The organism is Dactylosporangium sp. NPDC051484, assembly GCF_040689395.1.
Taxonomy (GTDB): Bacteria; Actinomycetota; Actinomycetes; order Mycobacteriales; family Micromonosporaceae; genus Dactylosporangium.
Genome location: NZ_JBFAZX010000034.1, coordinates 1 through 14692 on the forward strand (window position 1 = coordinate 1; position 14692 = coordinate 14692).

The 14692-nt window shown below is 70.3% G+C and carries 4 protein-coding genes; all 4 read left to right on the forward strand.

The genetic code is table 11. The features are described from left to right. The first annotated feature begins 150 nt into the window (after positions 1-150). The 4 genes from AB0367_RS33415 (at position 151) to AB0367_RS33430 (ending at position 14691) form a co-directional block, all read left to right on the forward strand. Positions 151-387 (forward strand): hypothetical protein, encoded by a 237-nt coding sequence (locus AB0367_RS33415; RefSeq protein ID WP_366230484.1) that lies wholly within the window; start codon positions 151-153, stop codon positions 385-387. Positions 388-393: 6 nt separating this feature from the next. Further along, positions 394-1092, forward strand: a complete 699-nt coding sequence (locus AB0367_RS33420) for a hypothetical protein (protein WP_366230485.1) — start codon at positions 394-396, stop codon at positions 1090-1092. Between the two features lie 596 nt (positions 1093-1688). After that, on the forward strand, positions 1689-2291 hold the full coding sequence (locus AB0367_RS33425; protein WP_366230486.1) for an ABC transporter substrate-binding protein: 603 nt from the start codon (positions 1689-1691) through the stop codon (positions 2289-2291). 319 nt (positions 2292-2610) lie between these two features. Then, positions 2611-14691, forward strand: coding sequence for an amino acid adenylation domain-containing protein (locus AB0367_RS33430; protein WP_366230487.1), 12081 nt, complete (start codon positions 2611-2613; stop codon positions 14689-14691). The last annotated feature ends 1 nt before the right edge of the window (position 14692 follow it).

Sequence of the window (14692 nt, forward strand, 5' to 3'; positions counted from 1 at the left end):
CCCTCGCACACTCGGCGACATCGTCGCCGCAGCTCTGCATCTCACACACTTCGAATACCGGTACCTACCGCAATCTCGTTGAGATCACGTCAATGGAGGGCGGTCCGGGACGGAAACGGATTCCCCACGCCACACATGCAGCGTGGTCAGGTGGTTCATGATCTCACGGCCGACATCTTGAGGCTCATGTTCCCCGGCCAGTGGAAGTATCGGAGTGGCGGAAAGAACGGCAAGGGTCCCGACTTTGTCCACAGGCAAACCAAGTACGAAGTTGAGCTGAAGACGACCGGCGAGTTCAAGAGCCACGTGGCGAAACGTCCGAACGAACGCAAATCAGGATATGACAGCTGCGGATGGGCGCAGTACATCATCCACAATGACAAGTGAGGCGACGTGCAATTGCGCAACGGGTATCTTGGCGCCAGCGGCGAGCGCGTGGTCGGGGTCGACGTGGGCGAGTTCGTGGCGGGGGAACCGGTCGAGGACTTCTTCGCGTCGAGTGCGCGGTTCGAGCGCTGCACGTTCCGCGGGCTGCGGGTGGAGGAGTTCTCCGCGGGCGAAGGGACCCCGGCATCCGAGTACGTCGACTGCGTCTTCGACGGGCTGCGGGCCGATCTGCTGAATGGGCGGGCACGATTCGTGCGTTGTTCGTTCCGCGACATCCACATCGGCCGCGTCATCGGCCGGTCGATGTCCATGGTTGACTGCGTGTGGACCGGGGTGCTGGAGGAGGCAGAGTTTCGCGGCCGGGACGTCGGCGGCGACGGCGAGGAGAACGAATTCACCGGGAACGACTTCAGCGGTGCGGACCTCCAGCAGGTCTCGTTCCGATTCGGCATCGATCTCTCCGCTCAGCGTCTGCCCGACGGGCCTGAGTACGTGTACGTGTCAGACCTCCGGGCCGCGCTTACCGCAGCGCGGGAGGCGGCCAACGCCTATCCGCCGCAGCAGCTTGTGAACGCCGAAGAGTTGATCAGTCTCTGGGCGCGGGACCTCGAGTTCGGGCAGCGACAACTACTACTGCGCCGGTCACTCTGGGGAACCGACGACGCGGGCCGCGACCTGCTGGACCTGTTCGGCACGATGCGGTAGGCGCAATAAGGAGTCGACGACGCGCGAAGGGTCGGCAGTAGGACGCTGCAACGCACCGGGCGGCGGCTGACCCGATGCAGGCGGGCCGGCGTCCGCACGGACATGTCGGCTCGCGAATCCCGTCGGATCGCCGCGAACAGGTCAACCTTCGGCATCGGCACCATCGGCAGGCTCCCGTCCAGACGAGCCGATGCTCCCACCGGCAAAGGTGGGCCCGAACGCACGCGGCCCGTCGATGGCCGGTCCCGCACGGCAACGGGCTCCTGCTCGACGGTGGTCTCCGTCGTCATCTGGCGTCTCTCCCTTGATCGGTAGATCCGCCGTTATTTGTACAGTCCCCCACCAGTCCAGCCGATCGCGGGACTTCTGGGGGAAGATGTGCTCCGTGATCTTGGCCATTCCGGTCACTGCGGCGCTGATGGCGGTGGCGATCGCGACGAGGGCGATACCCCACCACGGCGCGTGGAGATAGACGAGCGCGGAGATTGCACCGACGGACGTGGTGGGAGCGCCCAGCGCTGTGACCCGGCTGATTCGGGAAGATCGGCGGCTCATCGGTGATCTCCCCGGTGCCTCGTCAGGGTCGACCACGAGGATTGGGCCATGCGTTCCTCTGCGCGCGCACCGCGGTGTTTGATGCGCTTGCGGAAGCGCCCCAGGCGCGCGCCGACCGCTCCGGGCGTGAGCCCGAGCTCGTTGCCGATCTCGACGTGGGTCATGCCGGCTGCGGTCATGGCGCGAAGGCCGTCTATGCCTTCTACGCCGGCGCCCCGGCAATCGCCTTCGTCAAGCAGTACCAGCAGTTCGGCATCGGCCTGCCGCTGTACGCGCCGGCGTTCCTGACCGAAGGCGCCGCGCTCGCCGCGGCAGGCCCAGCCGCGACCGGCATCACCACCATCGCCACCTACGACCCGACACTGCCCAGCCCCGGCAACGCCGAGTTCGTCACCGCAAGCAAGGCGGCCAACGGCGGCGCTACACCGAATCTGTACGTCGAGACGATGTACGCCGCGGGCTCGCTGCTGGACAAGGCCGTAGCAGGTGCCGGCGCCAACGCCACCTCGGAGTCGATCAACGCAGCGATCAGCAAGATCGGATCGGCATGCGCAAATGCGGTGAGGCTCCTGTCAAGTCATCGAACGTCTTGCGTGTCGATATTTTCTCTGGGTAGACTAATTCGGACGCCGGGGTGTTGGTGACACTGACGCGCGGCTCTGTACTGGACCGATGCCATCGCCTGCAATGTGAACTGGGGGCTAACTACCGTCAAAGCGTTGTTCGCGATGGTTTACTTGCGTCGGAACATAATTGGCGCCCAGCTTGTGCTGCCTGGCCGGGATGGCGGGACGCGTCATTTTCTTCGGTTCGGCGCTGTGTCCATTCATTGAATCTGTAGACATCTGTTTGTTGTGACAAACATCTGAGATCCGAACGCATCACTTGGTTCGGAGTTTCCATCATGCAGCCAGGCCGGGATTGTTTCCCGGCCTATTCAACCCTGTTCTGAAATGGATGCGGATGGCCGGACCGAGCACGTTCACCGAGACACTCACCCTCACCGCCGACAACCCTCTGTTACGCGGCCACGCCGTGCACGGAAGGCACCTCCTGCCTGGTGTCGGCTATGTGGATCTGGTGCTGCAGGTGCTCGGATGGCACGGTCACGCCCTGCCGGACGTCGAGATCCGGAACCTGACCATCCTGGCGCCGCTGGTCGCCGCAGCCGGCGAGGATGTCCTGGTCACCGTCGAGGGTCGTACCGCGCCGACGGGCGGGTGGCGGATCGAGGTCCGCAGTCGACGTCCGCAGGACACGGTGGACGTCCTGCACGCCGTGGTGGCGACCCGTCGAGGTACACCCCCGGTCTTCACCGAGCGGCTGCCGGTGCCGCTGACCGGCGTGGAACGGCGTACCCCGCTCGCCGACATCTACGCCCTGCTGCGTCGCTACGAGCTGGTCCACTCCGGCCTGATGAAGCTCGACGGTCTCGTGCATCACCGCCCCGAGGACTGGGTCGTCGAGCTGGAGCTGCCGGGGGAACACCACGACAGCGCGAGGGACTTCCTCTTCCACCCGGCGCTGTTCGAGGCCGGCCTGCTCGGCGGCAGCGTGAGCAGCCACCTGGAACGCGAACGCGAGGCCGGCGATGCCCTGTACCTGCCGCTGGTGTTCGAGTCGTTCCGGGCCGCCGCGCCGCTGGGCCGGCGTTGCTTCGTGCGCGTCCCGGTCGCGTCGATGAGCCTGGACGACGAACTCATCCGACTCACGGTCGAGTTCTACGACGAGGCCGGCCTCAAGATCGCAGAGGTCGGCCGGCTCGTGGCGAAGCGGGTCCGCAGCGTGTCCTCCCTTGACGTCCGTGATGCCACGGAAACGCCCGTGGCGGCGACGGCGGCTCCGGCAACAAAGTCCAGCTCGGACGTGACGTCGGTGCTGCGGGACCTGGTCGCGGCGCGCCTGGGAGTGCCCGCCGACGAGGTCCGGATCAATGCCGACTACTACCAGCTGGGCCTGAACTCCGCAGCCCTGGTGGGTCTGGTGGCCGACCTGGAGGCTCGGCTGGGCCTGGAGCTGTCCCCGACCGTCATGTTCGAGTACACCACGATCGTCGAGCTGTCGGCCTGGCTGCAGACCCGCGTCAAGCAGCCGGGCTCTGATCCGGTACCGGTGGCCAGCGCCGATGTGAGCGGTGAGATCGCCGCTCTGCTGGGCCTGCCGGTCGAGGAGGTCGATCCGGATGGTGAGCTGACCGAGCTCGGCCTCGACCTGGTGGGCCAGTCCGCGCTCGTGGAGCGCCTGAATCAGCGCTACGGCTGCGCGCTCACGCCCGCCACGCTCGTTGCCTTCCCGACGGCGCGGGGACTGTCGGCCCACCTCGCCGCGCTGGGCGGCGACCGGCCGGAGCCGGCGGACGGACACTCGCACCCGCTGCTGCACCGACGCGTACCCGCCAACGACGGCGCCGTGTTCGAGACGCACCTGGACGGCCGCGAACCGTACCTGCGTGACCATCAGGTGCGCGGCGACCTGGTGCTGCCCGGCGTCGCGCACCTGGAGATGGCGCGGGCTGCGGTGAGCGCCTTTCTCGACGTGCCGCCGGGTGGCGACGTCCGGCTGGAGAACGTCGTCTGGCTGCGCCCGGCGGTCGGCGGACCGCAGGGCCTGGACCTGCGGGTCGCCGTGCGCCGTGAGGCCGGCGACGGCGTGGAGTTCGAGATCACCACGTCGGGTGGGAGCGTCGTGTGCTGCCAGGGGCGGGCCCGCCTGGCCAGCGATGCCGAACGTTCCCGGTCCGCCCTTGACCAGGCGCGGGCCAGCTGCACCGGGCCTGGGGTGTCAGCAGCCGAGGTCTACGGGCTTTATGAACGCGTCGGCCTGGACTACGGCCCCGCCCAGCGTGCCCTCACCGGCCTGCGGACCGGCACCGACGCCGCCGGACGTCCCCAGGTGCTGGCTGAGCTGCGACTGCCGGCCGCCGCCGACCCGATGGCCGGATGCGTGCTGCACCCGGCCGTGCTGGACGCGGCACTCCAGGCCACGGTGGGCCTCTGGCTCGGCGGGCAACCGGGCCGGTCGGCCACTGCGGCCCTGCCGTTCGCCATGCGGGCGGTCGCGGTGTACGCGCCCACGCCCGCCAGTGGCCTGGCCTGGGTGCGCTACCAGCCGCGCAGCGGACCGGACGCGCCGCAGCCCCTGCTCGACGTGACCGTCTTCGACGAGCAGGGTCACGTGTGCGTCGAGCTCACCGGGTTGAGCAACCGTGCTCTCCCGGTGATCCCGGACGCCGGCAGCGCCACCCGTGACAGCGCCACCCGTGACAGTGTCACCGCCGACGCCGCCCACCACGACGGCGCTGCCCCCGATGTCGCTGCCAGCTTCGGTGCGGGCCTGGACATCGCGGTCATCGGCGTCGCCGGCCGTTACCCCGACGCCGCGGGCCTGGACGAGTTCTGGGAGAACCTGCGCGCCGGCCATGACAGCGTGCGTCCGGCCGGACGGTGGTCGCGCCAGTCCCAGCCAGGCGGGGCCGCCGAGGACTGGGGTGGCTTCCTCGACGGCATCGACCTGTTCGACCCGCAGTTCTTCCAGATCTCGCTGCGCGAGGCCGAGTACCTCGACCCGCACGAGCGGCTGTTCCTGGAGTGCGCGCACCACGTCCTGGAGGACGCCGGGTACACCGGAGAACTGCTCAACCGCACCAGCGGCACGGTCGGCGTCTTCACCGGTGTGATGTGGCAGGACTACCAGCTCCACGGCGCGCAGGCCCAGGAGCGGGGGCAGCTGGTGGGGCTGTCAGCGAGCGCGTCGTCGGTGGCGAACCGGGTGTCCTACAGCTACGGGTTCACCGGCCCGAGCATGGCCGTGGACACCATGTGCTCGTCCTCGCTGACCGCCATCCACCTGGCCTGCGAGGCGATCCGCAGTGGTCAGTGCGGCGCCGCCTTGGCCGGGGGCGTCAACCTCACCACACACCCCAACAAGTACCTGGTGCTGCGCCTGCGCAACTTCCTGTCCAGCGACGGTCGTTGCCGCAGCTTCGGTGCCGGCGGCGACGGCTACGTGCCGGGTGAGGGCGTCGGCGCCGTGCTCCTCAAGCCGTTGGCGCAGGCCCTGGCGGACGGGGACCACATCCACGCGGTGATCAAGGCGACCGCGGTGAAGCACGGCGGTCGTACCAGCGGTTACACGGTGCCCAGCTCCGTCGCGCAGAGCCGGGTCGTCGGCGAAGCCCTCGCCGCCTCCGGCGTCGACCCGCGCGCGGTCAGTTACATCGAGGCCCACGGCACCGGTACCCCGCTGGGTGACCCGATCGAGGTCGCCGGGATGGTACGGGCCTTCCAGGACGCGGGCGGCCTGCCGCAGGAGTGCGCGATCGGCTCGGTGAAGTCCAATATCGGGCACGCCGAGAGCGCGGCCGGTATCGCCGGACTCACCAAGGTGCTGCTGCAGATGCGGCACCGGCAGCTCGCGCCGAGCCTGCACGCGGAGACCCTCAACCCGCACATCGACTTGCGTGGCACCCCGCTGCGGGTGCAGCGCAGCCTTCAACCGTGGCGGCGTCCCGTCATCGATGGCCGGACGGTTCCCCTCGTCGCCGGTGTGTCCAGTTTCGGGGCGGGCGGCGCGAACGCGCACATCATCCTGACCGAGCCGCCGCAGGTTGCCGCGCCCACGCCGTTGGCGACGCAGCGGCCCGCCCTGCTGGTGCTCTCCGCGATGAGCGAGGCGCAGCTCGTCGAACAGGCCCGGCAGTTGCGGGACCGGCTGGCGCAGCTGACCGACGCGCAGCTGCCCGGTGCCGCGTGGACGCTGCAGGCCGGACGCATGGCGCTGCCGCAGCGCCTGGCTTTCTCGGCGGCGTCGCTGGCCGAGGCCGAGGCCAGGCTGGCCGAGTTCGCCACCGCGCCGCAACGGCCAGGGCCCTGGATCCGCGCGACCGCGCCCCTTGACCCCGTACCGGCGCAGGCGCAGCTGGCTGGTGCGCTCGACGAATGGCTTCGCGACGGCGCCGCTGACCCGCTGCTTGGGCTGTGGGCCGCCGGTACCCCGGTGCCCTGGGAGACGGTGCAGGCGGCCTACGGGGTACAACGGCCGGGGCGGGTGCCGCTGCCGGGTTACCCGTTCGCCCGCGAACGCTGCTGGATCGACCTCACCCCTGCCGGCCCCGCCGTCGAGGCTGCGCCGCCGACCGTGGTGGATGGCGAGACGGTTCTCCTGCGCCCCGGCTGGGTCGAGCGGGAGCTCGTCGCCGGGCCGCAGGAGTTCTCCACCCACCATGTGGTCGTCGTCGGGGCGCTGAGCGCGTCGGACCAGGACGCCCTGCGGGCCGCGTTGCCGCCCGGGACCGACTGCCACGTCGTCGACCTGCCCGACGCCGCGCTGGACCAGCAGTACACCGTGGCCGCGCAGGCGGTGTTCGCCCGGACCCAGCAGATCCTGCGTGCCGGGGTGCCACGTCCGGCGCTGTTGCAGGTGGCGCTGGTCATGCCGGCGGCCTCGGCCGCGCTGCGCGGGCGTTTGGCGTGCCTGCGTGGGCTGGTGGGGCTGCTGCGCACCGCCGGGCAGGAGCAACCACGACTGCACACCCAGCTGGTGGACTGCCTCGACGGGGCCTCGCCGACCACGGTCGCTGGCCGGCTGCGCGCCGAGGCCGGGTCCGGACCCGAGCCCGAGGTGCGCTACCGCGACGGCCGCCGGTACACCGCCGCGCTGGACGAGGTCGCCCAGGGCGGCACCTGGCCGTCGCCGTGGCGGGAGGCCGGCGTGTACCTCGTCACCGGTGGCGCCGGGGCGCTGGGGCGGATCGTTGCGGGCGACATCGCTGCCTCGGTGCGCGCGGCGACCGTGGTGCTGGTCGGCCGCTCCGCCCTGACCGAGGCGCAGCGCGCCGCACTCGACGCGCTGCGTGCGGCCGGACTGACCGTGCGGCACCGGCAGGTCGACATCGCTGACCGCGGCGCCGTAACCGGGTTGCTGGCGGAGGTCACCGCCGAGCACGGGCCGCTGACCGGCATCGTGCACGGCGCCGGCGTCATCGAGGACCGGCTCATCGTGGGGAAGTCCCCGGCCGAGCTGGAACGCGTCCTCGCGCCCAAGGTCGCCGGCCTGGTCAACCTGGACGAAGCCAGCCGGGACCAGCCGCTGGAGTTCTTCGTCTGCCATTCTTCGGCCAGCGGCGCCTTCGGTAACGTCGGCCAGGCCGACTACGCCGCCGCCAACGGGTTCCTGGACGCCTTCGCCGAGCACCGTAATGACCTGGTCGCGGCGGGCGAACGCCATGGCCGCACGGTGGCCGTGGGCTGGCCACTGTGGGCCGAGGGCGGCATGGGCGCGGGCGAGGCTGGCGCGCAGCGACGCAGCAGCATGGGTCTGACCCCGCTGCGCACCGACGACGGGCTGTCCGTACTGCGTCGGGCACTGAGCGACCCGGACGCCGCCGGTGCCGGCCGGCTGATCGTGCTGGCCGGTCAGCGTGCCGCGCTGGCCGAGCTGACCGGCCCCCGGCGACCGACCGCGCCCGCCGTGGTCTCGAACGACCCCACCCCGCAACCGGCGATCGAGGGGGACCGGTCACTGGAGACGGCGGCGCTGGGGCACTTGCGGCGTACCATCGCCGAGGTTCTCAAGCTCGCACCGCAGCGACTCGCGCCCGACGTCGCGTTCGACCGGTACGGCATGGACTCCGTGCTGGCCGTCACCGCCGTCACCCGGCTGGAGGAGACGTTCGGCCCGTTGGCCAGGACCCTGCTGTTCGAGCAGCCGACGCTGCAGGACCTGGCCGGGTACTTCGCGGCCGAGCACACCTCGACCGTGCGCACCCTGACCGGCGGCACCGACGTCGCCGCAGGGCCTCGGGCCGCCACGGCACGAGCATCCACCGTCCCGGGCGTGCGCCGCGCATCCGCGCCCGCCGAGCGCAGAGGTGAATCCATGGACGTCGCCGTGATCGGCATCGCCGGGCGCTACCCGCAGTCGGTGGACCTGGACACGTTCTGGTCCCACCTGCGCGAGGGGCGCGACTGCGTCACCGAGCCGCCGGCCGGGCGCTGGGGCGACGCCGAGCGGCGCGGCGCCTGGGGCGGATTCCTCGACGGGATCGACCAGTTCGACCCGGTGCTGTTCGGCATCGCGCCTCGCGAGGCGGCGGTGATGGACCCGCAGCAGCGGCTGTTCCTGGAGACGGTGTGGCAGCTGCTGGAGCAGTGCGGGCTCACCCAGGAGGCCATCGAACGGCAGTACCACCGGCGGGTCGGGGTGTATGTCGGGGCCGCGTACCAGCTGTACCGGGCGGAGAGCACCGACCGGACGCTCGCGGCGCTGACCTCGACCGCCTCGTACAACCTCATCGCCAACCGGGTCTCGCACTTCTTCGGGCTGGAGGGACCCAGCCTGGCGGTGGACAGCATGTGCACCTCCTCGACGATGGCCATCCACCTCGCCTGCGCCGACCTGCAGCGTGGCGACGCTGAGTTGGCGGTGGCCGGCGGGGTGAACCTGGCCGTGCATCCGGACAAGTTCCTCGCGCTGGCCGAGATGCGGATGCTGGGTACCCACCCGGGCAGCCGCAGTTTCCGCAGCGGCGACGGTTACCTGCCGGCCGAGGCGGTGGGCGCGGTGCTGCTCAAGCCGCTGGACGCGGCCCAGCGCGACGGTGACGTGGTGCACGCGGTCATCAAGGGCAGCGCGGTGGTGCACAGTGGGCACGCCAACGGCTTCCTCACCCCGAGCCGCCGGGCCCAGGTGAACGTCATGCGACAGGCACTGCAGCGGGCCGGTGTCACGGCGGACACCATCGGGTACGTCGAGTCGTCCGCCAACGGTACGGGGATGTCCGACGAGATCGAGGTCAGCGCCCTGCGCAGTGTGTTCGACGGGGTGGCCGAGCCGGTGATCGTGGGTTCGGTGAAGTCGAACCTGGGGCATCCGGAGGCGGCGTCGGGGATCGCGCAGCTGACCAAGGTGGCCCTGCAGCTGCGCAACGGTGAGCTGGCACCGCTGACCGGCGTCGGCTCCGCCAACCCGAACATCGAGCTGGATGGCAGCGCGCTGACCCTGTGCGAGCGGTTGTCCGCCTGGCCGCAGCGCCACGACCCGCAGGGCAACCCGCTGCCGCACCGCGCATTGATCAACTCTGTGGCCGCCGGTGGCAGCCATGTCACCCTCGTGGTCGAGGCCGCGCCACCCACGCCGCAGCCGGCACCGGAGCCGGTGGCCGGGCCACAGCTGGTGGTGATGTCCGCCGCCAACGCGGCCCGGTTGCGCACGGCCGTGCACCGGCTGCACGACTTCCTCGACCACGGTGACCCGGTCAACCTCGCGGACCTTGCCTACACCCTGCAGGTGGGTCGGGAAGCGTTGGCCGAACGGCTCGCCGTGGTGGTCTCCTCCGTCGAGGAACTGCGCGACCTGCTGGCCAGCCACCTGAGCGGAACCGGTAGGTCCGGCACGGTGCTGCACACCGGCAACACCGAGACCGCGGCCTCGCCGCTGTTGGCGGCGCTCGACGGACCCCGGGGCCAGGCGTTCCTCGCCGCCCTGGTGGACGACCGAGACCTCGACCAGCTTGCCCAGCTGTGGGTGAGCGGGGCGAGGATCCCCTGGCGTGGGTTGCACCCGCAGCCCCGGCGCCTGCTGGCGTTGCCGGGCACCGCCTTCGACCGACGCAGCTACTGGTTGGGTCACACCAGCGCATCCCAGCCCGCGACCGCGGAGCCGTCCATTGCTGGCGTGGACTGGCCCGACGCCGCCACCACCGTGGACTCGCCCGAGCTGGAGCCGGAGGCCGCCGTCGCTGTGGACGCGGGGGAGGCCGAGAAGGAACGCGTGGTGCTGGCCGTCTGCGCCGAGCTGCTGGGCTTCCCGCTTGACGAGATCGGCCCCGGCGACAGCTTCCTCGCGCTCGGGGGCCACTCGCTGCTGACCCACAAGCTCTCCGCGCTGCTGCGCGAGCGCGGCCTGCACTGCGACGCGGCCACCATCCTGCAGGCCGGTACCCTCGCGGCCATCGCCGTGGCGGCGCAGCCCGTCGGTGACGATGCCGGTGTGGTGCCGGCGGTGGACGCCGCCGCCACGCCGCTGGTTGAGCTGACGGACGAGGAGAAGGCGGCGATCCTCGCGGCGGTGCCGGGCGGCGAGGCGAACCTGCAGGACGTGTACCCCCTCGCCCCGTTGCAGGCCGGCATGTTCTTCCACCACGTGCGCGACGCCCACGACCCGTACGTCTCCTCCGGTCTGTTCTCCTTCGCAAACCGCGAGCGTCTGGACGACTTCGCCGAGGCGTTGCAGGCGGTGATCCTGCGCCACGACGCGCTGCGTACCGTGATCCTGTCTGACGGGTTGAGCGAGCCGGTCCAGGTCGTGCTGCGGCACGCGCAGCTGGCTGTGGAAGAGGTCGAACTCGACGCGCGGACGCCCGCCGCGCAGCAGTTGGCCGAGATGCTGCGCGACGCCCCCCGCATTTCGCTGGACCAGGCTCCGCTGATCCGGCTGCGACGCGCCCGGCACCCCGGCACCGGCGTGTGGCACGCGGCACTGACCCTGCACCACACCATCCACGACGCCTCGTCGTTGGGTCTGCTCTTCGCCGAGATCGTCGCGCACATGCAGGGCCGGGCGGACACGCTGCCGGACCCGGTGCCCTACCGGAAGTTCATCGAGCACACCCGGCAGCGCTCGGCGCGGCTGGATCCCGCCCCGTTCTTCAACGGCATGCTCGGCGACGTCACCGAACCGACAGTGATCTTCGGGCTGCAGGACGTGCACGGCGACGGCCGGGACATCGTGGAGGCCCGCCGAGCGATCGATGACGAGTTGGGCCGGCGGATCCGGGACCTGGCGTCGAAGCTGCGCACCAGCCCGGCGACCCTGTTCCACGCCGGTTGGGCGCTGACCGTCGCCGCCTGCGCCGACCGGGACGACGTCGTGCTCGGCACGGTGCTGTCGGGACGCCTACAGGGACCGGCCGGTATGCAGCGGATGCTCGGCACGTTCATCAACACCCTGCCGATGCGCCTCAACCTCACCGGCCTCACGGTCCGGGATCTGGTACGCCAGACCGAGTCGCTGCTGAACGGCCTGGTGAGCCACGAGCAGGTCCCGCTCACCGAGGCTCGCGCGCACAGCGGTCTGCCCGGGGCCGAGATGCCGTTGTTCAACGCCATCTTCAACTACCGGCGGGTGCCGGTCGACGAGAGCATCGAGGGACTGCTCGACCGGGTGGGCATCACCCCCCTGTCCGGGGTCTTCGAGCACAGCAACTACCCGGTGAGCGTCTCCGTTGACGACCTCGGCCGGGAGTTCCAGATCGACGCGCTGGTGCACCGCTCCCAGGACGCGAACGTGGTCGTGGACTGCCTTGAGGCCGTCATGGTGTCGCTGCTTGACGCCCTGGGCGATGAACAGGGCGCCGAGCGCCCGGCACTGCAGCTGTCCGTCCTGCCGCCGGCGATGTACCGCCGGGAGACCGCCGAGTTCGCGTGGGAACCCGTACGACGGCCCGACCTTGGTGGTTCGGAGCGGTTGTTGCAGGTGTGGTTTGAGGGGGTGGTGCGTGAGTGTGGTGATGGTGTGGCGGTGGTGTGTGGTGGTCGGGGGTTGAGTTATGGGGAGTTGAATGTTCGGGCGAATCGTTTGGCGCGGTGGTTGCGTGGGGTGGGGGTGGGTCGGGGTTCGTTGGTGGCGTTGTGTTTGGGGCGTAGTGAGTGGTTGGTGGTTGCGGCGTTGGCGGTGGTGAAGGCGGGTGGTGCGTATGTGCCGTTGGATCCGTCGGCGCCGGTGGCGCGGTTGGGTCATGTGGTGGGGGATGCGTTGCCGGTGGTGGTGTTGGTGGATGGTGGTTTGCCGGTTGGTTTGGATGTGGGTGGTGCGGTGGTGGTGGATGTGGTGGGGGATGCGGGTTTGTGGGTGGGGTTGTCGGGTGAGGATGTGGAGCCGGTGGTGGGTGCGTCTCCGTCTGATGTGGCGTATGTGATTTATACGTCGGGTTCGACGGGGTTGCCGAAGGGGGTGATGGTCGAACACCGCAACGTCGTGCGGTTCTTCCTCGCCGCCCAGGAGTGGTTCAACTACCGGCCCGGGGACGTGTGGACGCTGTACCACTCGTTCGCGTTCGACTTCACCGTCTGGGAGATGTGGGGCGCGCTGCTGCACCGCGGCCGTCTCGTCGTCGTCACCAAGGACGTGGCCCGCAACCCGCTGGACTTCTACCAACTGCTGTGCGACGAGGGCGTCACCGTGCTGGGTCAGACGCCGACCGGGTTCGGGCAGCTGATTGCCGCGCAGGGCGACAACGGCGCGCCACACAAGATCCGCACGATCGTGCTGGGCGGTGAGGAACTGGACGCCTCGCCCTTGAGCCCATGGTTCGCCCGGCCGATCAACGACGGCACCGAACTGATCAACATGTGGGGTACGACGGAGACGACCGTGGTGACCACCTATCGGGCCGTGACCGAACCCGACACCCGCCTCACGACCCGGCCGATCGGCCGGCCCATGCCGGGCCTGAGCGTCTATGTCCTGGACCGCCACGGCAACCCGGTGCCGACCGGGGCCGTGGGTGAGCTCGTCATCGGTGGCGAGGCGACCTCCCGTGGGTACCTCAACCGGCCCGAGCTGACCGCACAGCGGTTCCTCCCGGACCCGTACTGCGACGCGCCGGGCGCGATGATGTACCGCACGGGCGACCTGGGTCGGCGGTTGCCCGACGGCTGCCTGGAGTTCCTCGGCCGCAACGACGGCCAGATCAAGATCCGTGGCTACCGGATCGAACTCGGCGAGATCACCACCCGACTCAACGAGCACCCGGCCGTTGGCGAGGCTCGCGTGGTCCTGCGCGGTCAGGGCGACGACCGCCACCTCGTCGGGTACGTCGTACCGTCCGAGCAGGTGGCCCGGCCGGTACGGGAGATCGCGGCGCTGGCCCGCACCGAACCGCAACTGCTGGAGCATCTGCACGAGTTGCCCGACGGGCTGCCGGTCTTCGACCCGGAGCACAGTCGCACGCAGCACCGTTACGGTCAGATCTTCACCGACCTGTGCTACCTGCGGCACGGCATCGCACTCGACGACGGTGACCAGGTCGTGGACGTCGGCGCCGGCAGCGGACTGTTCACGCTGTTCGCCGGACGGTACTGCCCCGGGGCGACGCTGTACGCGTTCGAGTCGGCACCGCACCGCCTGGACGCGCTGCGCCAGTCGCTCACCGTGCACGGCCTGACCGCCCGGCTGTTCGACGATGAACCGGCCGACCTGCTGGCGGCCACCGGGCTGGAGCGGATCGACCTGCTGCGGTTGGACGCGGACCGCGCCGGCCTCGACGTGCTGGCTGGCATCACCGGCGCGAACTGGCCGCGCGTGCGGCGGTTGGTCGTGGAACTGTCCGACGCTGACGGCCGGCTCAAGAAAGCCGTGACGCTGTTGGAGGAGCACGGCTTCGACGTGGTCACCGAGCAGGACGACCAGCCGCCGAATGACGCGCCGCACTACACCGTCTACGCCCGACGTCCGGATGATCCGGGGTCGCCGCCGCGGGCCATGCCGGCAGTGCCCCGCTGGCCCAACGAACGAGTGCTGCGGGAGGAGGTGGACGCCGCGCTGCGCGCCGCGCTGCCGCCGTACATGGTGCCCTCCGGGTATGTGGTGCTGGACAAGCTGCCGCTGACCGGCAACGGCAAGCTCGACCTCGCCGCGCTACCCGCCCCGAACCTGGCGCGGCGTGCCGATGGTGGTGACAACGCCGCCCGTACGGAGGCGGAGCGGGTCGTGTCCGCGGTCTGGGCCGAATTGCTGGGCACTGATGCGGGGCAGGTCGGCACGGACACCAACTTCTTCGAGCTGGGCGGCAACTCGCTGCTGGTGATCCGCATGGTCAACATGATCAAGCAGCGCACCGGGGTGGAGTTGCGGGTGCACACGGTCTTCGACGCGAAACGGCTGGCCGATCTGGCGGCCGAGGTGGAGCGCGCCACCGCCGGCTCGCGGACCGACGGGATCGTTCTGGACACGATCAGCGACAGCATCAGCCTCGTCGAGGGCATGAGCGACGCGGAGTTGGACGCCCTGGACATCGATGACGCCGACCTCGGCGTCGAGCGTTGAG